The organism is Vibrio lentus (assembly GCF_002875945.1).
GTDB classification, from domain to species: Bacteria; Pseudomonadota; Gammaproteobacteria; order Enterobacterales; family Vibrionaceae; genus Vibrio; species Vibrio apostichopi.
The window spans coordinates 41,121-61,924 of record NZ_MCZK01000139.1 but is presented as its reverse complement, the minus strand read 5'-3'; the positions used below and the strand labels follow the sequence as shown (position 1 = coordinate 61,924).

The following is a 20,804-nucleotide window of genomic DNA, read 5'->3' as shown; positions in this document are numbered from 1 at the left end:
TAATATAAAGGGGTTTCTGTTAGAAATTATCTATTTTTAACGTGGTTTTGGTGAGTGGTGTCTAATTGCGGTTGGTTTTTTAAACAAAAACCTCTCAAAAGTGCAAAAGAACAGCAATTTTGAGAGGTTAACGAGACAATGTTTAGGACTAGATTTTACTGATGTTTGGGTTTAACTGCTCACAAACGTGGCGAGCAAAACCGCTACCTGCTTCGCTATAGATATTAAAAGCTGCATCGACACCGTTTTCTTTTAATGTTTCTAGTTGATCTGGGTATTCAGCAATCGCGGCAATTTGGCCTTTAAAGTTACGTGACTTCAATTGCTCTAAAGCGGTTTGATTACCTTGGTGATGAGGCATTGCCAAGATCACCAGCTTTACGTTTGCTGTATCTAGGATGCGTTCCCAGAAATCAGGGTCAGTCGCATCACCAGAAATTACGTTTCTTCCATGGCTTCTATGGTTATGTGCCGCTTCTTCACGAACCTCGACCCCTAAGCTCACTTTGCCGTAGCGTGAACGTAGCTCGTCGTAGGCACCAGTACCAATGCGTCCCATACCTAGAATCAATACCTGAGCACGACCTGGGTCAATTCGTTTATCACGTTGGTGAAGCTTTTCTGCGGCATGTTCTTTTAACCATTTACCAGATTGTTGATAAAGCTTATGACCCGCTCGGTTTAGAGGTGCGGCGATCAAGAACGACAATGAAACCGCAATAGCCACGGCAACCAAGATATCACCAGACATCCAACCCATCTTAAAGGCAAGGCCACCAACAATGAGGCCAAATTCGCTGTAGTTAAACAGTGATAGTGAAGTGAGTAGAGATGTTCGAACACGGAACTTAAAGCGGTTAAGCACTAAGAAGTAAAGAACGCCTTTCACGGGCAGTAATAATAAGAACAAGACTGCTAGCATAAAGCCTTGAATGGTAGGTTGCTCGGATAATCCAATATTCAAGAAGAAGCAGACAAGGAAAAGCTCTTTGAGGTTAAACAGCGATTTCGACAGCTCTGAAGCTTTTGGGTGACCGGCTAGCAACATACCCAAAATCAGAGCACCTAGATCTGGTTTAACCCCTACAAACTGGAACAAGCCTGCACCGACGACCAATGCGAAGAAAATGCCGAACAGCACCAACATTTCGCCGTGACCAACCCAATCGAGGACTTTGTAGAACAACGGACGACAGAATGGTAAAGCGAACAGTGCGATGGCATACCATTCTGGAATTTTGCCTGTCGATGCAGTTAAGAAGACCACGGCAAAGATATCCTGCATGACCAGAATACCAATCGCTAACGTTCCGTAGGTTGCATTCATTTCCCCTTTCTCTTGCAGAGACTTCACTGCGAATACAGTACTAGAGAATGAGAGGGCAAATCCGAGTAGGACGATCTGTTCCATTGACATGGCAGCCAACGAGGAAATACCTAGGAATTTAAAACCAAACAGGGCGACCGCAAAAAACAGAGTGGATAAAAGGTTGTGGATTGTAGCGCCAGCCCAGATCTCTTTAGAGAGTAGGGTTTTAATATCGAGTTTTAAGCCAATAGTAAAGAGGAGTAGGGTGACACCTAGATCAGCCAAAGTAATGATGGTGTCATTGGTTTCAAAGCCAAGAGCAAAAAGCCCGAAGCCTGCGACCAAAAAGCCGACCAATGGGGGAAGGTGACACTTTAAAGCAATAAATCCTGCAATAAACGCAGTGGATATTAATATAAGTTCCATAACTTGTTGTTGTAGTTCCCTAGCTTAAAAAAACGGGCCGTGTTTATACAAACACGGCCCGCGGAAAATCAAAATGGTTTTCTTTAGTCTTCGAGTAGCTTTTGAAGTAGCACGCCGTTGAGCATGGCACGCTTAATCATTGCAAAAGCTCCCATCGTGGGATGCTTATCGATCTGTGATGCTACAATAGGCAGGCCGCTATGGAAAGTCGTTAACGACTGATTCTCTACATTGCGCTTAATTGCAGGGAAAACAATCTCTTGTGCCTTGGTAATATCACCAGCAATGATGACTTTCTGAGGATTAAACAGGTTAATCGTCATTGCGATAGCTTTACCTAACTGATTGCCCACTCGAACCAAGCTTTGCTTAGCAAGTTCATCACCATTGATAGCATGGTCACAAACGTCTTGGATGGTGATGTGTTCAAGCTCTGTTAGCGAAGACTCGTAACCTTGTTTAATGAGTTTTTGAACTCGTTCAACAATGGCAGGGTTTGCCGCTACAGTTTCAAGACAACCGAAGTTACCACATTGGCATTGCTCACCTAGCGGGTCAATTTGGATGTGACCAATTTCACCCACGTTACGGTTATGGCCTAAGAAAACTTGGCCATTAACGATGATGCCTGCGCCAGTACCACGGTGAACACTGACAAGAATAGAATCTTGGCTATCTTTACTTGCGCCGAAGTAATGCTCAGCTAACGCCATTCCTCGAACGTCGTTTCCAACAAAACAAGCGACATGGAATGTGTCACGAATAATGTCGCTCAAAGCCAAGTTGTCGATATCTGTGTTTGGCATGTACTCAACAACACCGGTTGTCGGGTTTACCAAGCCAGGGAGAGTCACGCCAATCGCGATCAACTGATCGATCTTTGGTTGATGCTCAGCAATGAAAGCCTTCAAGTTATTCACCAAGCCTTGGGTAAGGTCTGACTGATCTGAATAATTAAGGTCTTGCTGTAAGAAAGCCAACTCACGACCACCAAGGTCATGAAGGCTTATTTGAATGTAGTCTCGACCTAATCGCACAGCAACAGAATGAAAAGGCTCTACTTCTGTGGTTAGGGAGATAGCGCGTCTACCGCCAGTAGACGCTTGCTGCGCAACCTCTTTAATTAGGCCGCGCTCTAAAAGTTGGCGGGTAATTTTTGTAACACTTGCCGGTGCGAGTTGGCTTACATCAGCCACTTGTATACGACTGATAGGCCCTTGTTGGTCTATAAGTCTGTATACCGCCGCACTGTTTAGTTGTTTAACTAAATCTACGTTACCTATTTGTCCGCCATTCATACTTAATTGTGCTCGTATTGTCCGTTAACAACAGTCGCTTTAACGTTAAAATCTCGGTCAAATACAGCAAGGTTTGCAACCATACCTTTTTTGATTCGACCTAGCTTGCTTTCTACACTGATAGCCGTAGCTGGGTATAGCGTAGCCATGCGAAGAGCTTCGTCTAAAGCGATACCAGCGTGCTCAACTGTATTCTGAACTGCTTCAATCATAGTCAGAGCCGAGCCGCCTAGTGTGCCGTTTTCATCAACACACTTACCATCACGGTAATATACTTTCTTACCGACAAAAATAAAGTATTCCATGTCAGCACCTGCAGGAGCTGTGGCATCCGTCACTAATACAAGCTTTTCTCCCTTGATTTTGTGCGCAATTCGAATGTTTGCGTAATCAACGTGGAAGCCGTCAGCGATGATGCCCGCATAAACTTCAGGAGTATCGTAAATCGCGCCAACAACGCCAGGTTCACGACCAACCATCGGTGTCATCGCGTTGAACAGGTGAGTTGCAAATGTAATACCTGACTCAAAGCCTTGACGCGCTTCTGCATACGTTGCGTTGGTGTGACCAATTGAAACAACTACGCCAGCTTTGCGTAGACGCTCGATGTGTTCTGGGTCGTTAAGCTCAGGAGCCAGTGTTACTTTCGCAACAAGGTCGCTGTTCTCACAGATAAGCTCAATCATTTCGCTATCAGATTTGCGGATGTGATCGACGCTGTGGATGCCTTTTTTCGCAACGTTTAGGTAAGGACCTTCAAGGTGTAGGCCTAAAGATTGGTTTTGGTATTGGTTGTGGTACTCGCGAGCTGCCGTGATAACGGCACGCATATCTTCATCTGATGAAGTGATCAGCGTTGGAAGGAAGCTAGTACAACCGGATTGCAGGTTTGCTTTGTGCATGATCTGCATTGTGTCAGCAGTGATCTCATCGTTCAGCATTACACCGCCACAACCGTTCAGTTGTAGGTCAATGAAACCCGGGCTTAGGTTCGCACCATTTAGGTCGCGAATCTCAATGCCTTCTGGTAATTCAGAGATTGGACAGACTTTTTTGATCAGTTCGTTTTCGATTACAACAGCATGATCAGTGAGAACATCACTACCAGTGTAAATTTTACAGTTACTTAGCGCGTACATAGTCAGCTAATCCTTATATCGTGAGATCTTTAAAATTCTATTCGTTACCTAAATGTGGACTTAGTTTGCGAGCATCATTTACGTAACGATTTATCTTTTTAGGCAAACGGCTTCTAAGTGTGAAGCGTATTTAACTTGTTGAAAAATATATGAACAATTAGTTTTTATTATACAGTTAGGCTTAGTATTAGAAGCTATTCATAGGGTGTTGTTACCTTCGAATACCGCTGTTTAGGCCTAGTAATTAGATTTCAATTTTATCTATAAATGTTCATTTTTTTGAATGATAAAATAAGTTTTATGATCTCGCTAGCAAAAACCTTTGGATTTGGTGAAAACTGGTGATTAGGATCACAAATGGTAAGCTTTTAATTTGCGGAGCAAAATTAATTGAATACACTGAATAGGACTAAATTGAGCGACTAAAATAAGTTTCTCAAACGAATTCTAAAAATCCTATAGGGGGAAACAACTGGTGAATATTCTAGGATATGCACAGAAGCTGGGTAAGGCGTTAATGCTACCTATCGCAACGCTTCCGATTGCGGCGCTTCTATTACGTTTAGGTCAAGGCGATCTACTTGATATTCCATTCATGGCAGAAGCTGGTGGTGCTATCTTCGGTAACCTACCACTGCTATTTGGTCTAGGTATCGCGATTGGTCTTTCTAAAGACGGTAACGGCGCAGCGGGTCTTGCTGGTGCAGTTGCTTACTTCGTACTAACAGCGACAGCAACGACAATCAATGCTGACGTTAACATGTCATTCTTCGGCGGTATCTTCGCAGGTATCATCGCAGGTCACTCTTATAACGCTTTCCATGCAACACGCCTTCCTGAGTGGCTGGCTTTCTTCGCGGGTAAACGTTTAGTACCTATCATGGCCGGTCTATTTGCACTTGTTGCAGGTGCTGTGTCTGGTGTGGTTTGGCCTGGTATTCAATCTGGTCTAGATGCACTAGCTCACGCGGTATCAACGTCTGGTGCTGTTGGCCAATTCGTTTACGGTACTCTTAACCGTGCACTAATCCCTGTAGGTCTACACCACGTATTGAACTCATACTTCTGGTTCGGTATGGGGACATGTCAAGAAATCGTTGTTGCTGGTCAAGGCGCATTCGCTAACATCACTCAACTTTGTGTTGACCCATCACTAGCGAAAACTCTAGTTGTTGGCCAAGAACACACATTCACATTCGCTAACTCAGTAACTCCAGAGATCACTACTGTTGTTAAAGAAGTGACTGAAACAGTTAAATCTGGCGACCTACACCGTTTCTTCGGTGGCGATAAAGGCGCTGGCGTATTCATGAACGGTTTCTTCCCAGTAATGATGTTCGGTCTACCAGGTGCTGCACTTGCAATGTACCTAGCTGCTCCTGCTGAAAAACGTAGCCAAGTTGGTGGCGCACTGTTCTCAGTTGCATTCTGTTCATTCCTAACCGGTATCACAGAGCCGCTAGAATTCATGTTCGTATTCCTAGCTCCTGCTCTATACGCAATGCACGCTGTATTTACAGGTCTGTCTCTAGTAGTGGCAAACATGTTTGGTACTCTGCACGGTTTCGGTTTCTCTGCTGGTCTAATCGACTTCGTATTGAACTGGGGTCTAGCAACTAAACCATTCACTCTACTATTGATTGGCTTAGCATTCGGTGCTCTATACTTCTTCACTTTCTCTTTCGCAATCCGCGCTTTCAACTTGAAATCGCCTGGTCGTGAAGATGATGACGAAGCTGCAGCCGCTCCTGCTGGTGACGCGCCAAAAGGTGATGTTGCTCGTCAATACCTGAAAGCTCTAGGTGGTCACGAAAACCTGACTTCAATCGATGCTTGTATCACTCGTCTACGTCTAACTCTTAAAGACCGCTCTATCGCTGATGAAGTTGTTCTTAAGAAACTTGGCGCTAAAGGTGTGGTTAAACTAGGTGAGAACAACCTACAGGTTATCCTTGGTCCACTAGCTGAAATCGTCGCTGGCGAAATGAAAGCTATCGGTGCAGGTGAAGACCTATCTGATGTAAAACTTCCATAGTAAAGGAAGTACTTATTAAGACGTAACAACAGCTCTTAACTAAGTTTCAAATTGAAAGCCTCCCACACGGGAGGCTTTTTTGTGCCTGTCATTTTAGGCCAGTGCACAAGGTTCGTTCTATTCTTCATCGAATAGCAGAAATAATCACAATTAACGGACGGTTCTTATTGTGCAAAGGCGAAGAATTGTGGATGATTAGCAACAATGATCTTTCTATCTTTGATAGGCAGCAAGAGCCGCCTTTTTCTTGGGTATGGAAGATAACTTTCCCTGACAATACTAAATACATAGAGGTGCTATAGATGAGTGAAGCTGAGGCTCGTCCATCGAATTTCATTCGCCAAATTATCGATAAAGATTTAGCGGATGGTACACACAGTAGCGTGCATACTCGTTTCCCGCCGGAGCCAAATGGCTACCTGCACATTGGTCACGCTAAATCTATTTGCTTGAACTTTGGTATTGCTCAGGACTACCAGGGACAATGTAATCTTCGTTTCGATGATACAAACCCTGAAAAAGAAGACGTTGAATACGTTGAGTCAATTAAGAATGATGTAAGTTGGTTAGGTTTTGAATGGTCTGGTGATATTTGTTACTCATCAAACTACTTCGATACGCTTTACGCTTATGCTGTGGAATTAATTAATAAAGGCTTAGCGTATGTTGACGAGCTAAGTCCTGAGCAGATCCGTGAATACCGTGGCACGTTAAAAGAGCCTGGTAAAGCGAGCCCATACCGCGATCGTAGCCCTGAAGAAAACCTAGCGTTATTTGAGAAAATGCGCGACGGTGGCTTCGAAGAAGGCAAAGCATGTCTACGTGCTAAGATCGACATGAGCTCATCTTTCATGGTTATGCGCGATCCAGTTATCTACCGTGTACGTTTTGCTCACCACCATCAGACTGCAGACAAATGGTGCATTTACCCAATGTACGATTTCACACACTGTATTTCTGATGCGTTAGAAGGCATTACGCACTCTATCTGTACTCTTGAGTTCCAAGATAACCGTCGTTTGTATGATTGGGTTCTAGATAACATCACGATTGATTGCCAACCTCGTCAATACGAGTTTAGCCGTCTGAATCTTGAATACACGGTAATGTCGAAGCGTAAGCTGAACCAACTTGTGGTTGAAAACCTAGTTGAAGGTTGGGACGATCCACGTATGCCAACTATCTCTGGTTTACGTCGTCGTGGTTTCACTTCAAGCTCTATCCGTGAATTCTGTAAGCGTATTGGTGTGACTAAGCAAGAGAACATGATTGAGTTCGGTTCACTTGAATCTTGTATCCGTGATGATCTCAACGAAAATGCACCTCGTGCAATGGCTGTTCTTGATCCAATCAAGGTCGTGATTGAAAACTACGACGCTGATACTGTAGAAACACTGACAGTGGCAAACCACCCGAACAAGCCAGAAATGGGCACTCGTGAAGTTCCATTTACACGCGAAGTTTGGATTGAACGTGACGACTTCCGTGAAGAAGCAAACAAGAAGTACAAGCGTTTGGTTCTAGGTAAAGAAGTTCGCCTACGTGGTGCTTACGTGATCAAAGCTGAGCGTATCGAAAAAGATGCAGAAGGCAACATTACGACTATCTTCTGTTCTTACGACAATGAAACACTAGGTAAGAACCCTGCAGATGGCCGTAAAGTGAAAGGCGTTATCCACTGGGTATCGGCTGATAAAGCACTGCCTGCTGAGATTCGTTTGTACGATCGTCTATTCACTGTGGCAAACCCAGCCGCGGCTGATGATTTCGCTGCAACGCTTAACCCTGAGTCACTTGTTACGCTAAACGGTTTTGTTGAACCTAGCCTAGCAGAAGGTGTGGCAGAGCAAGCGTACCAGTTTGAACGTACAGGTTACTTCTGTGTAGATTCGAAAGACTCTAAAGCAGACGCGCTAGTATTCAACCGTACGGTTGGCCTACGTGACACTTGGGGTAAAGCTGAAGCTTAATGGCTTCGCTTTCTACAGCTTAGAGCCCTATAGCTCAGTTTTCCAAAGCTCAGTGTCCTAAAGCTTAGTTTCTCAAGATACACTTAATAAAAAACCGGCCTAGAGCCGGTTTTTTTGTATCTGGATAAAATAACAAATTGTGGGTCAAGCTGATGTGAATCTTAATACCGCGTGAGCCCTATCTAAAAACGCCGGCCTAAGCCAGCGTTCTGAGTTATTTCTTCGCTTTGTGTGCGTCTGGGTTGCCTTTGCAATCCCCAGTGATGCTTTTACCATACAGATACAAGCTGTGGTTGGTTAGCTGTACGTTGTAGCGTTGAGCGATTTCTTTTTGTCTTTCTTCGATAAGATCATCAGAGAATTCGATAACTTCACCGCAGTCTAAACATACTAGGTGATCATGGTGATGCTGTGTTGAAAGTTCAAATACAGACTTACCACCTTCAAAGTGGTGGCGAGTTACAATGCCAGCATCATCGAATTGGTTCAGTACGCGATAAACGGTCGCAAGGCCGATTTCTTCACCTAAGTCGATCAGCTTTTTATATAAATCTTCAGCACTAATATGTTGGCAGTCTGGTTGTTGTAATACTTCTAAAATTTTGAGCCGTGGGAGGGTCACTTTAAGACCAGCATCTTTTAGCGCTTGATTATTGTCTGACATATACTTTCCTGTTGATGATCTGCAGCAATTAACAGAATTCAATATTAATACCATTATAGTTTAGTCAGGCATAACAATAAACCACGAACTTCAAAGGGTTACTCACTGACATCACAATCTGTTTTGTAAATTGGAAGTATCTCACTTATAGTAGAGGTACGACCAGTCAAGGTGGCGGTAATTCTAATGTGAACACGGAATGTTGTTATGAATAAGCAACTTGCAAGAATATATAAACCCAACATCGTAAAATTCGCTCTCAACATTTGGCCTCCTTTTTGGGGGGCTGGCATTAAGATCGCTCATATCAGCGCTGATTTTAGGGTAGTCAAGACAGTGCTCAAGCTACGTTGGTGGAATAAAAATGCCAATCGTACTCAATATGGCGGCAGTATATTTTCCCTAACCGATCCTGTTTACTCTTTGATGTTAATGGGTATTTTAGGTGAGCGATATTATGTTTGGGATAAAGAAGCAAGCATCAACTTTATCAAGCCTGGCCAGTCTGACCTGTACGCTGATTTCGAGATAAGCCAAGGTCAACTTGATGATATATATCGTCAAACTCAGTTAGGGGAGAAGTGCTTTCCTGAGTTTATTATCTACGTAAAAGATAACAAGGGGAATGTGGTATCAGAAATACAACGCACCTTGTATGTGAGAAAGAAACCTCAATTTAGAGAAGATGATGACGAAGCACTCGAAGCGGAATGTTAATCCGTAAACTTAAATAGCAAAAAACCTCCATGATGGAGGTTTTTTCGTATCTATACTGTTGTTATTAATTGTAACAATTAACAACGACGAGAGAATTAGTCTTCTAGCTCTGCTAGGCACATCTCTTCGTGGATTTGTTTAACCCAGTTGGTTACGCGCTCGTCAGTCAGTTCAGGTTGACGATCTTCGTCAATACATAGACCAACAAATTGGCTGTCATCGCCTTCAACTAAACCTTTCGATGCTTCGAATTCGTAGCTTTCAGTTGATGTGTAACCTAGGATAGTACCGCCTTTCGCTTCAACGATGTCACGGATAGTACCCATAGCATCACAGAAGTATTCTGCGTAATCTTCTTGGTCGCCACAACCAAAGATAGCAACAAGCTTCGTTGAGAAATCAATAGCTTCTAGCTCAGGGAAAAAATCATCCCAATCACATTGTGCTTCGCCGTAGTACCACGTAGGGATACCAAGCAGCAGTAGATCGAAGTTATCGATATCTTCTTTGCTGCTTTTTGCAATGTCTTGAACTTGAACGAGCTGCTTGCCCAATTGCTTTTGAATCATCTTAGCAACAGCTTCAGTGTTACCTGTATCGCTACCAAAGAAGAGACCTACACTTGCCATAGAATCATTACCTTTAATTTTGTCTGTTGTCGGTGTAATAAAGTTCGGAGGAAATCGTTAGATTCCAGTTCCTTCCCAGCTTAGTTGGATTATCCCTTTTGCGATAAAACCTGCGCAGCCAAGGAAAAGTACTAACCATACGATGCGACGACCAAATGCAGGAACATTACCTTCCTTTAGAACGTCTTTAATTGCCATTCCGATTAGAAAGAAAATCGCGGCAAACAGAAGATCTAAACCAATAGATTCAATGATGTTCATGTAGTCGTAAAGCATGGGAACCTTATATACCAAATTTGCTTGGGCGCACTATATCACTCTTGTGAGATAAAGTTAATCTGCTGTGATTACACAGCTCTCATTTATATCGACGAATCAACATATTTAAGCGATGAATTTTCTGATTGCACGGAGCACTTCGGCTGGTTTTTCCGCGTGTAACCAGTGTCCAGTATTGGCGATAACATGTGCCTTTGCGTTGGAAAACTGCTGTTGAACGGCGGTTTGGTGTTCAGCCGTGAGGTAATCAGAATCCCCACCTTTTATCAGCAAGGTTTTGACCGAGGTTTTATCAATCGGTTCCCAACCAATGATCTGCGAGTAATTGGCGAGCAGTGACGCGACGTTGAAGCGCCATTCCATGATGCCTTGCTCTGATTTGAACAAAGACTTGGTTAGGAACTGGCGAACCCCATCAATCTCGATATGTTTCGCGAGAACCTTTAGTGCGTCTGATCGTGACGTTGGTTGTTCTTCGATAACCGCTTGTAGGCCTGCGAATACGTTGTCGTGACGACTTTGAGTGTAGGCGACCGGTGCCATATCCAACACAACCAGCTTATTTAATTCAAGATGCTGGGTAAGTGCCATTGCGACTTTGCCACCCATAGAGTGACCAATCACAGTGACATCTTTTAGTTCAAGATCATTCAACAGCTGAGCAACGTCTTGCGCCATTGCTTGATAGTCGTGAGTCTCGCTATGAAAGGACTGACCGTGGTTACGAAGATCAATGCTGAGCACTTGATGATCGGCTTTTAGATCCCTAGCCAGCAAGCCAAGGTTGTCCAGATTACCAAATAAACCATGGATCAAAACAATGGTGTGACCCGCACCTTCTATTTTATAGTTGAGCTGTACTGACATTTTTATCTTATTCATGGTGGGTTTGACGTAGAGTATCCGCGCGGATCTCGCTATAATCCCCCTGAGTTTAAACATTGAGATTGTGAAAAGCGAATGAAAACAATTGAGGTTGATGAAGACCTATACCGTTATATCGCGGGTCAGACAGAACGTATTGGCGAAAGCGCTTCAGATATTCTGCGCCGCTTGTTACAAGTAGATCGCCCAGGCATGGTTCCGTTCAAAGAGAGCGTTGAGCCAAAAGGTATCGTTGTTAGCAAAGAGGTAGGCTTTACTCCAGAGAAGTTCGATGGCGTTAAAGAAATGCGCTCATTACTAATATCAGATGAGTTTGCATCATTAAAGAAAGCCATTGATCGTTTCATGCTAGTGTTATCGACACTGCATAAAATTGACGCTGAAAGCTTTTCTGAAGCAACTCAAGTAAAAGGCCGTAAGCGTGTTTACTTTGCAGACAATGAAGAGACATTACTTGCAAACGGCAATACCACTAAGCCTAAAGCCATTCCACAAAGTCCTTTTTGGGTTATTACTAATAACAATACAAGCCGTAAAAGACAGATGGTTGAGCAGCTTATGAGCCGCATGAGTTTCCAAGCAGAATTGATAGAAAAAGTAACAGGTTCAATTTAACGAAATCTGATTTAAACCTCATAATATCCATGGATAAGAAGATATTATGAGGTTTTTTTTGTTTTTAAATTTTATATATAAGGATGTCGAAAAATGGCTATGCACCCTCGTGCCGGGCAGAAAGCTCAGCAGGAAGATCTTCATAATATTCCGGCTTTAGTGGCTAACTATTTCTTACAGCAGCCGGATGCTACTAACCCTGATCACAAAGTACTGTTCGGTACTTCAGGTCATCGCGGTACAGCAGACAAATCAACATTTAACGAAAACCACATTCTCGCGATCGCACAAGCGGTTGCTGAGGTTCGTGCTGAGCAGGGTACAACAGGCCCACTTTTCTTAGGTAAAGATACTCACGCTCTCTCTGAGCCTGCGTTTTCTACGGTTATCGAAGTGCTTGTAGCGAACGGTGTTGAAGTTATTATTCAAGAAAAAAATGGCTTTACTCCAACACCTGGTATCTCGCACGCGATTCTTACGCACAACCTAGTGAATGATAAAAAAGCGGACGGCATTGTTATCACGCCGTCACATAACCCACCACAAGACGGCGGTATTAAATACAACCCGACTCACGGTGGTCCAGCTGAAGCTGAATTGACTCAAGCAATCGAAGACCGTGCAAATGTGATCATTGCTGAGCAAATGCAAGGCGTTAAGCGCACTCCTATCGCACAGGCTAAACAGTCTGACTTAGTAAAAGAAGTGGATCTGGTTGCACCGTACGTTGCTGACTTGGTTAACGTGGTTGATATGGAAGCGATCCAGAAAGCAAACATCAAAATTGGTGTTGATCCACTGGGTGGCAGCGGTATTGATTACTGGCGTCAAATTGGTAAAGCGTACAACCTAGACCTTACTCTTGTTAGTGAAGCGGTTGACCCTTCGTTCCAGTTTATGTCTCTAGACAAAGACGGTGTGGTTCGTATGGACTGCTCTTCTCCATACGCGATGGCAGGTTTACTGGCTCTTAAAGATGACTATCAACTAGCGTTTGGTAACGACCCAGATTACGATCGCCACGGCATTGTTACGCCAAAAGGCCTAATGAATCCAAACCACTTCCTAGCAGTGTGTATTGACTACTTATACCGTAACCGTGAAGGTTGGGGCAAAGACGTTGCTGTTGGTAAGACACTGGTATCAAGTGCTCTGATTGACCGCGTTGTTGCTGATCTAGGTCGCGAGCTTTGCGAAATGCCAGTTGGTTTCAAATGGTTCGTTGATGGCCTTTATAACGGTCAGTTTGGTTTCGGTGGTGAAGAGAGTGCGGGTGCATCTTTCTTACGTAAAGACGGTACGCCTTGGTCAACAGATAAAGATGGCCTGATTCTTTGTCTACTTGCGGCTGAGATCACAGCTGTTACTGGTAAGAACCCACAAGAATACTACGAAGAACTTGCTGCTAAACACGGTGAATCTAAGTACAACCGTATTCAAGCAGTAGCCAATGGCGCACAAAAAGACGTGCTTAAGAAGCTATCTCCAGAGATGGTTTCAGCTGAGACGCTTGCTGGTGATGCAATTACTGCACGCCTAACGCATGCTCCAGGTAATGGCGCTGCGATTGGCGGCCTAAAAGTGACGACTGAGAACGGTTGGTTTGCTGCTCGTCCATCAGGTACTGAAGACATCTACAAGATCTACTGTGAAAGCTTTAAAGGTGAAGAGCACCTAAAAGCAATCGAAGCAGAAGCTCAAGAGATTGTTAATCAAGTATTTGCAGCTGCTGGCCTATAATCGAATCTCGATTACTAGAGTCGCGATGTAAATAGAAGAAGGGTTGATGTGAAAGCATCAGCCCTTTTTATTTGTCTGTAAGCAAGTGGCTAAGGCTACTCAATGGCTGAGTAGATTATCCGTGTGGCCAACTTTGTGGCATCACAAACCAAAACTGCCCTGACTTGGTTTGTCCGTGAACAAAGCGATCACCAAACTCGGTGATAGGTTCACTGGTGAAGTCATCAGTGCCAGCTGCCCATTGCTCTTTGATGAGAGGGTAGAGTACTTCAGTAATTAAATGAGCTTGGTTTTGATAACACCAAAAACCGTTTACTTGGCTTGAATTAATGTCGTAGCCCAAACATTCAGTAGGTACTTTTTGGTCTAAGAATGGATTGGTGTATAGACGACCCTGCATGAGGAGGTGCTTTGAGTCGGTATCGATCTCTGGATATTGCTCAACAAAGGCAGGTGAAGATGACATACCTAGCTGGTGGTTCAACATTCGATCGAGCTTCTTATCTAATTGGTCGTGAGAGTTAGGACCAAACCATGTCTGTTCATGGAGTAAGTAAAACTTAATCGCCACTTCCCAATGTTGTAGCTTTTGGCTGCTCTTTTCTTCGAGAATAAAGTCAATTGCACCTAGTGTTCTGCCATCCACATTAATCTGAATCTCATCGTACTTGATCGAATAGTTATCCGAAGCAGCGATGACTTGCTCACATAGGTACTGGTAGAGGAAACCTAACCTAGGATTACCATTGTATGTATGTGATGAATCGATGGTATGAGGGCTTGAGAAGGCTCTGAGATCAGATACGGGTGGTTTGATTTCCAGTAACGGTGGCGAGTCGATAACCCATTGGTAAAAACGTTGCAGTGCTGTCATCTGTTCCTCATAAACTTCAATCATCTGCTTTTCATCAACAGATCCGTTTTTCATAAACGTAGCTCTATATAAACATAACCCTGGGGCTTTCGACATTCTACCCGTAAATTGATATAACGACGTTATTATAAAGGTAAGCTGGAAATAAAAATGAATAACTTACAATTAGAAAAGCTACTTAACGAAAAACTGCAGCCACAGCAGATTAAAGATTACTGCCCGAATGGTTTACAGGTTGAAGGTGTGTCAGAAGTAACGCGCATCGTTACCGGTGTTACGGCCTCCCAAGCGCTAATTGACAGAGCGGTAGAATTGAATGTTGATGCTTTGTTGGTTCATCATGGTTTCTTCTGGAAAGGTGAATCAGAAGCGATTCGCGGCATGAAGGGCAAGCGTATCCGTACCTTGATCAAAAACGACATCAACCTTTTGGGTTATCACTTACCTCTTGATATTCACCCTGAGCTAGGCAACAACGCTAAGCTTGCAGAGTTGCTTGATATCGAAGTTGAAGGCGGTTTAGAAGGGCACCCACAATCAGTTGCGATGTTTGGCAAGTTGAAAGCGGCAATGACCGGTTCAGAATTCGCAGAAAAGATTGGCCAAGCTCTGAATCGCAAGCCATTACATATTGCTCCAGAAAACCAAGACAAAATGATTACGACTGTTGGTTGGTGCACCGGTGGTGGTCAAGACTATATTGAGTTAGCGGCTTCTCAAGGTATTGATGCGTTTATTTCTGGTGAGATCTCAGAGCGCACTACGTACTCAGCGCGTGAGCAAGATATTCATTACTTTGCAGCAGGTCACCACGCAACAGAACGTTATGGTGTGAAGGCATTAGGTGAGTGGTTAGCGAAAGAGCACGGTTTAGACGTAGAATTTATCGATATTGATAATCCAGTGTAATCCAGTGACGAGATGGGAATAAGAGTTCCCTAATTCACTCGTTTCCCGCTCTTGAGGATGACGAGTAGCTATAAATTTGTATCCTTTGATGAGGCGCGGGCTAATTAGAACTCTAATGGACTCTACTTAGAGAGTTCATATGTAATTCGTCATTCCCTAGACTGACGAAGGAAGGAGTAGGGAATCTCTAAAAGCTTGTCGATACAATTAATGAGATCCCCAACTCGCTCGTCACTCACTCTTGAGGATGACGGAGTCGAGAGCATATAAAAGAAAAGGGTTGATGCTAATACATCAACCCTTTTTGATTTCAATCGATTAGAAAAGTCGAAACCTTACTATTCGCGCTCGTGTAGAGCTTGGAAATCACGTTGTTCTTCACCAGTGTACAACTGACGAGGACGACCGATACGGTTCGTCGGATCGCTGTGCATTTCGTTCCAGTGTGCAATCCAACCGATAGTACGAGACATCGCGAAGATTACTGTGAACATTGATACAGGAATGCCGATCGCTTTCAGAATGATACCTGAGTAGAAATCTACGTTCGGGTATAGTTTCTTCGAGACAAAGTACTCATCAGAAAGAGCGATGCGCTCAAGTTCCATTGCTACGTCAAGTAGTGGATCTTGAATGTTCAGCTCTTTCAGTACTTCGTGACACGCTTCACGCATTACCGTTGCACGTGGATCGTAGTTCTTGTAGACACGGTGACCAAAGCCCATTAGGCGGAATGGGTCATCTTTGTCTTTTGCTTTTGCTACGTATTCTTCAATGTTGTCTACGCTACCGATCTCTTCAAGCATCATTAGGCAAGCTTCATTAGCACCGCCGTGAGCAGGGCCCCATAAAGACGCGATACCAGCTGCAATACAAGCAAATGGGTTTGCACCCGAAGAACCTGCTAAACGAACTGTTGACGTTGAAGCGTTCTGTTCGTGATCAGCATGTAACGTAAAGATTTTGTCCATTGCGCGAGCAACAACAGGGTTTACTTCATATTCTTCACATGGGTTTGCATACATCATGTGTAGGAAGTTTTCTGCGTAGCCTAGGTCATTGCGCGGGTAGATAAACGGTTGACCGATAGAATATTTGTAACACATTGCAGCCAGTGTTGGCATTTTTGAAATTAGGCGGTATGCCGCAATTTCACGGTGTGTGTCGTTATTAACATCTAATGAATCATGATAGAACGCAGCAAGCGCACCTACCACACCACACATAACAGCCATTGGGTGAGCATCACGGCGGAAGCCGTGGAAGAAACTAGCAATTTGCTCATGAACCATGGTGTGACGCGTGACAGTCGTCTTGAACTCTTCGTATTGAGCTCGAGAAGGAGCTTCGCCGTATAAAAGAATGTAACAAACTTCTAAGTAATCAGCGTTATTGGCCAGTTGATCAATTGGATAACCACGGTGTAGAAGGATACCTTTTCCACCGTCAATATAAGTTATTTGCGATTCACAAGATGCAGTGGCAAGAAAACCAGGATCAAAAGTGAAAAAACCATTAGAACCTAGTGTACGAACGTCGATGACTGGAGTACCAAGTACACCTTCTGTAATCGGCAATTCGATCGGTGCTTGACCTTCAATATGAAGGGTAGCTTTCTTATCCGCCATAACAATCTCCTTTGTTATTATTAATCCGTCCAGGATGTTTATGTGCCATTTTTTTACTGGTCTTACGTGAGAAAGTCAATTTTTCTGCAGCTTTGTGTGCACTTGTTAGTGTTTTTTACATTAAATTCGTTAAAAATCTGTTCTGTGTAGCATTATTTGTTGCATCAATTGTATTAGAATGTTGCCAGCCGTATAGTGGCGCTGAAAAGTTTGGTTAAAACCTTATAAATGCAAGGCTAAGAAGAAATGTGAGGTGTCTTCAGAAACCTGGCGGTTAACAATTATTTTACAATTATCTAAGGCTCAACTTACGTTATTTGTTAAGTTAATGTTAAATTTTGAAGGTTTGCAATCAAATTTTGTCCATAACAATACATAAGGTTATTTAATGACCATCATGCTCAATGGAGCTGAGTGAGCGAGCCCGTGAAAGAAAGAAAGACAAGACCTGTTAATTTAGATTTACAGACCATCCACTTTCCTATCACAGCAATAGCTTCCATCCTACACCGTGTGTCTGGGGTGATTACTTTTGTTGCGATCGGAATTCTGCTTTGGTTACTATCCATTTCCCTCTCTTCCCCTGTAGGCTTTATGGAAGCTAGCGACATTGTCGACGGTTTCTTCGTGAAGTTTATTCTGTGGGGCATTTTAACCGCTTTGGCTTACCACATTGCTGGTGGTATTCGTCACCTTCTTATGGACCTTGGTCACTTTGAAGAGCTGGAATCTGGCGCTAAGAGCGCAAAGGTTGCATTCGCAGCAACAGCGGTATTGTCTCTACTAGCGGGGATCTTAGTATGGTAAACAACGTTTCTACTTTTGGTCGTAATGGTGTGCATGATTATCTATTGATTCGTGCAACAGCCATCATTATGACGCTTTACACTATCTACCTAGTGAGCTTCTGTGCTTTCTCAGGTGATATTTCTTACGCATCTTGGACGCAATTCTTTGGTGGTACTTTCACTAAAGTCTTCACCATGTTAGCGCTTACTTCAATTTTGGTTCACGCGTGGATCGGCTTGTGGCAAGTACTAACTGACTACATCAAATGTGCAAAATTGCGCGTTGGTCTTCAAGTCGGTGTTGTTGCGGTTCTTCTAGGATATTTCTTCTCTGGTCTGTTTATTTTGTGGGGTGCGTAAGTGACTATTCCTGTTCGTGAGTTTGATGCTGTAGTAATCGGTGCTGGTGGTGCTGGTATGCGCGCCGCGCTACAAATTTCTGAGCAAGGCCTATCTTGTGCGTTGCTTTCTAAAGTTTTCCCAACTCGTTCTCATACTGTATCTGCGCAAGGTGGTATCACCGTTGCTCTTGGTAATGCGCATGAAGATCACTGGGAACAACACATGTACGATACGGTAAAAGGTTCCGATTACATCGGCGACCAAGATGCTATCGAGTACATGTGTAAAAATGGCCCTGAGTCGGTTATCGAATTAGAAAAAATGGGTCTTCCATTTTCTCGCTTTGATAACGGCAGTATTTACCAACGTCCGTTTGGTGGCCAATCTAAGAATTTTGGTGGTGAGCAAGCGGCTCGTACCGCAGCTGCAGCCGACCGTACTGGTCACGCACTGCTACACACGCTTTACCAACAAAACATTAAACACAAAACGACGGTTTTCTCTGAGTGGTATGCACTGGATCTTGTTAAAAACGAAGATGGTGCAATTTTAGGTACTACCGCGCTTTGTATGGAAACGGGTGAGGTTTGCTACTTCAAAGCGAAGGCAACAATCCTTGCTACTGGTGGTGCTGGTCGTATTTACGCATCAACAACCAATGCTCACATCAACACTGGTGATGGTGTTGGCATGGCGATTCGTGCTGGCGTTCCAATGCAAGACATCGAAATGTGGCAGTTCCACCCAACGGGTATCGCTGGCGCAGGTGTTTTGGTTACAGAAGGTTGTCGTGGTGAAGGTGGTTACCTTCTCAATAAAGACGGCGAGCGCTTCATGGAACGTTATGCTCCGAATGCTAAAGATCTGGCAGGTCGTGATGTTGTAGCTCGTTCGATGATGGTTGAGATTCGTGAAGGTCGTGGTTGTGATGGTCCATGGGGTCCACACATCAAGCTGAAACTTGATCACCTAGGTAAAGAGACGCTTGAATCTCGTCTACCGGGTGTATGTGAGCTTTCTCGTACCTTCGCTCACGTTGATCCTGTTAAAGAACCAATTCCTGTAATCCCAACGTGTCACTACATGATGGGCGGTGTTCCAACGCAGGTTTCTGGTCAAGCAATCAAACAAACTGAAGACGGTACAGACGTTGAAATTCAAGGTCTATTCGCTTGTGGCGAAATCGCTTCAGTATCAGTACACGGCGCAAACCGTCTAGGTGGCAACTCGCTACTTGATTTGGTTGTGTTCGGTCGTGCGACAGGTCTTCACCTTGGTGAGACTTTGAACAAACAAGCTGAAGCAAAACCTGCAACTGAAGCCGACATTGAACGTTCACTAGAGCGCTACAATCGTTGGGAAAACAGTACTGACGGTGAAGACCCTGCGGTAATTCGTAAAGATCTTCAGCAATGTATGCAGAACAACTTCTCTGTATTCCGTGAAGGTAAAGCGATGGCTGACGGCTTAGAAGAGCTGAAAGTGATTCGTGAGCGTCTTAAGAACGCACACCTTTCAGACAAGTCGACTGAGTTCAACACGCAACGTATTGAGTGTTTAGAGCTTGAAAACTTGATGGAAACGGCATTCGCAACCGCGGTTGCAGCAAACTTCCGTACAGAGAGTCGAGGAGCACATGCTCGTTTTGACTTCCCAGATCGTGATGATGAGCAATGGCTATGCCACTCACTTTACAACCCTGAATCAGAAAGTATGACTAAGCGTGGCGTGAACATGGAACCTATCCATCGTGAAGCATTCCCGCCTAAAGCACGTACGTACTAAGGAGATATGACCATGAAACTGAATTTCTCTTTATACCGTTACAACCCCGATGTGGACCAGAAGCCTTACATGAAAGAGTACACCCTAGAGGTGGAAGAAGGCTCTGACATGATGCTTTTGGACGCGCTTATTCTTTTGAAAGAGCAAGATCCAACGATTTCATTCCGTCGTTCATGCCGTGAAGGTGTATGTGGTTCTGATGGTTTGAACATGAATGGTAAAAACGGATTGGCGTGTATCACGCCGCTGTCTGCACTTTCTGGCCAAGATAAGATCGTAATTCGCCCACTTCCAGGTTTGCCTGTTGTGCGTGATTTAATCGTAGACATGACTCAGTTCTACGATAACTACGAAAAAGTTAAGCCGTTCTTAGTGTCTGATGGCAATGTGCCACCGGCTCGTGAAAACCTACAAAGCCCTGATGAGCGTGCTCATTTAGATGGTTTGTATGAATGTATTATGTGTGCATGTTGTACGACTTCATGCCCATCATTCTGGTGGAATCCAGATAAATTCATCGGACCAGCTGGCCTACTTGCAGCATACCGTTGGCTAATAGATAGCCGAGATACGGCGACAGACGAACGTCTGTCCGATCTTGATGATGCATTTAGCGTTTTTCGTTGCCATGGCATCATGAATTGTGTAAGTGTTTGTCCTAAGGGATTAAATCCGACGAAAGCGATTGGTCACATCAAGACCATGCTCGTGAATCGTTCGGTTTAAGTTATATAAAAATTGCCGCCCTAGAAGTTTTGGGGCGGCCTTTTAA

At 43.9% G+C, this 20,804-nt stretch carries 19 protein-coding genes; 10 read left to right on the top strand and 9 right to left on the bottom strand.

Annotated features, from left to right (window positions below; all coding sequences use genetic code 11):
* Window positions 1-148: 148 nt before the first annotated feature.
* The 3 genes from BCT49_RS15390 to nagA form a co-directional block, all read right to left on the bottom strand.
* A complete protein-coding gene (locus BCT49_RS15390; RefSeq protein ID WP_102436345.1) occupies window positions 149-1,735 on the bottom strand; it encodes a cation:proton antiporter family protein in 1,587 nt (528 codons plus the stop codon).
* Window positions 1,736-1,818: 83 nt separating this feature from the next.
* Window positions 1,819-3,033, bottom strand: a complete 1,215-nt coding sequence (nagC, locus tag BCT49_RS15385) for a DNA-binding transcriptional regulator NagC (protein WP_017106117.1) — start codon at window positions 3,031-3,033, stop codon at window positions 1,819-1,821.
* A 2-nt stretch (window positions 3,034-3,035) separates the two neighbouring features.
* On the bottom strand, window positions 3,036-4,172 hold the full coding sequence (gene nagA / locus BCT49_RS15380; RefSeq protein ID WP_102436343.1) for an N-acetylglucosamine-6-phosphate deacetylase: 1,137 nt from the start codon (window positions 4,170-4,172) through the stop codon (window positions 3,036-3,038).
* A gap of 475 nt (window positions 4,173-4,647) precedes the next feature.
* Here nagA and nagE point away from each other — a divergent pair, with 475 nt between their 5' ends.
* Window positions 4,648-6,207, top strand: coding sequence for an N-acetylglucosamine-specific PTS transporter subunit IIBC (gene nagE / locus BCT49_RS15375; RefSeq protein ID WP_102436341.1), 1,560 nt, complete (start codon window positions 4,648-4,650; stop codon window positions 6,205-6,207).
* A 302-nt stretch (window positions 6,208-6,509) separates the two neighbouring features.
* Window positions 6,510-8,177 (top strand): glutamine--tRNA ligase, encoded by a 1,668-nt coding sequence (gene glnS / locus BCT49_RS15370; RefSeq protein ID WP_102436339.1) that lies wholly within the window; start codon window positions 6,510-6,512, stop codon window positions 8,175-8,177.
* 214 nt (window positions 8,178-8,391) lie between these two features.
* Here the strand turns inward: glnS and fcrX are convergent, their stop codons facing one another.
* Window positions 8,392-8,841 carry a ferric iron uptake transcriptional regulator FcrX gene (gene fcrX / locus BCT49_RS15365; protein ID WP_004734226.1) on the bottom strand — a complete coding sequence of 150 codons (450 nt, stop codon included), beginning with the start codon at window positions 8,839-8,841 and terminating at the stop codon, window positions 8,392-8,394.
* Window positions 8,842-9,048: 207 nt separating this feature from the next.
* Between fcrX and BCT49_RS15360 the strand changes: the two genes are divergently transcribed.
* Window positions 9,049-9,558 carry a DUF4442 domain-containing protein gene (locus BCT49_RS15360; protein ID WP_102436337.1) on the top strand — a complete coding sequence of 170 codons (510 nt, stop codon included), beginning with the start codon at window positions 9,049-9,051 and terminating at the stop codon, window positions 9,556-9,558.
* A gap of 95 nt (window positions 9,559-9,653) precedes the next feature.
* Here BCT49_RS15360 and fldA read toward each other — a convergent pair whose 3' ends face one another.
* The 3 genes from fldA to BCT49_RS15345 form a co-directional block, all read right to left on the bottom strand.
* Window positions 9,654-10,187, bottom strand: coding sequence for a flavodoxin FldA (gene fldA, locus BCT49_RS15355; protein WP_017106122.1), 534 nt, complete (start codon window positions 10,185-10,187; stop codon window positions 9,654-9,656).
* A gap of 57 nt (window positions 10,188-10,244) precedes the next feature.
* Window positions 10,245-10,463 (bottom strand): DUF2788 domain-containing protein, encoded by a 219-nt coding sequence (locus tag BCT49_RS15350; protein ID WP_004734223.1) that lies wholly within the window; start codon window positions 10,461-10,463, stop codon window positions 10,245-10,247.
* A gap of 108 nt (window positions 10,464-10,571) precedes the next feature.
* Window positions 10,572-11,333 carry an alpha/beta fold hydrolase gene (locus tag BCT49_RS15345; protein ID WP_102436335.1) on the bottom strand — a complete coding sequence of 254 codons (762 nt, stop codon included), beginning with the start codon at window positions 11,331-11,333 and terminating at the stop codon, window positions 10,572-10,574.
* A 93-nt stretch (window positions 11,334-11,426) separates the two neighbouring features.
* Here BCT49_RS15345 and seqA point away from each other — a divergent pair, with 93 nt between their 5' ends.
* Entirely contained in the window at window positions 11,427-11,966 is a 540-nt protein-coding gene (seqA, locus tag BCT49_RS15340) for a replication initiation negative regulator SeqA (RefSeq protein WP_102340823.1), read from the top strand.
* A 93-nt stretch (window positions 11,967-12,059) separates the two neighbouring features.
* Window positions 12,060-13,706, top strand: coding sequence for a phosphoglucomutase (alpha-D-glucose-1,6-bisphosphate-dependent) (gene pgm, locus BCT49_RS15335; RefSeq protein WP_102436333.1), 1,647 nt, complete (start codon window positions 12,060-12,062; stop codon window positions 13,704-13,706).
* Between the two features lie 115 nt (window positions 13,707-13,821).
* On the opposite strand, the gene BCT49_RS15330 is transcribed toward pgm, so the two are convergent.
* Window positions 13,822-14,580 (bottom strand): DUF1853 family protein, encoded by a 759-nt coding sequence (locus tag BCT49_RS15330; protein WP_102436377.1) that lies wholly within the window; start codon window positions 14,578-14,580, stop codon window positions 13,822-13,824.
* A gap of 150 nt (window positions 14,581-14,730) precedes the next feature.
* Here BCT49_RS15330 and BCT49_RS15325 point away from each other — a divergent pair, with 150 nt between their 5' ends.
* Window positions 14,731-15,489, top strand: a complete 759-nt coding sequence (locus BCT49_RS15325) for a Nif3-like dinuclear metal center hexameric protein (RefSeq protein ID WP_102436331.1) — start codon at window positions 14,731-14,733, stop codon at window positions 15,487-15,489.
* A 338-nt stretch (window positions 15,490-15,827) separates the two neighbouring features.
* Here the strand turns inward: BCT49_RS15325 and BCT49_RS15320 are convergent, their stop codons facing one another.
* Window positions 15,828-17,117, bottom strand: coding sequence for a citrate synthase (locus tag BCT49_RS15320; protein WP_004734217.1), 1,290 nt, complete (start codon window positions 17,115-17,117; stop codon window positions 15,828-15,830).
* A 414-nt stretch (window positions 17,118-17,531) separates the two neighbouring features.
* On the opposite strand from BCT49_RS15320, the gene sdhC reads away from it, so the two are divergent.
* Genes sdhC through BCT49_RS15300 form a run of 4 tightly spaced genes read left to right on the top strand, consistent with a single transcriptional unit; the run spans window position 17,532 to window position 20,758 of the window.
* Window positions 17,532-17,924, top strand: a complete 393-nt coding sequence (sdhC, locus tag BCT49_RS15315; RefSeq protein ID WP_012604532.1) for a succinate dehydrogenase cytochrome b556 subunit — start codon at window positions 17,532-17,534, stop codon at window positions 17,922-17,924.
* Entirely contained in the window at window positions 17,918-18,265 is a 348-nt protein-coding gene (sdhD, locus tag BCT49_RS15310; protein ID WP_004734215.1) for a succinate dehydrogenase, hydrophobic membrane anchor protein, read from the top strand. Before sdhC ends, sdhD begins: the two co-directional genes overlap by 7 nt.
* Window positions 18,266-20,032, top strand: a complete 1,767-nt coding sequence (sdhA, locus tag BCT49_RS15305; protein WP_009847321.1) for a succinate dehydrogenase flavoprotein subunit — start codon at window positions 18,266-18,268, stop codon at window positions 20,030-20,032.
* A gap of 12 nt (window positions 20,033-20,044) precedes the next feature.
* Entirely contained in the window at window positions 20,045-20,758 is a 714-nt protein-coding gene (locus BCT49_RS15300; protein WP_009847320.1) for a succinate dehydrogenase iron-sulfur subunit, read from the top strand.
* The last annotated feature ends 46 nt before the right edge of the window (window positions 20,759-20,804 follow it).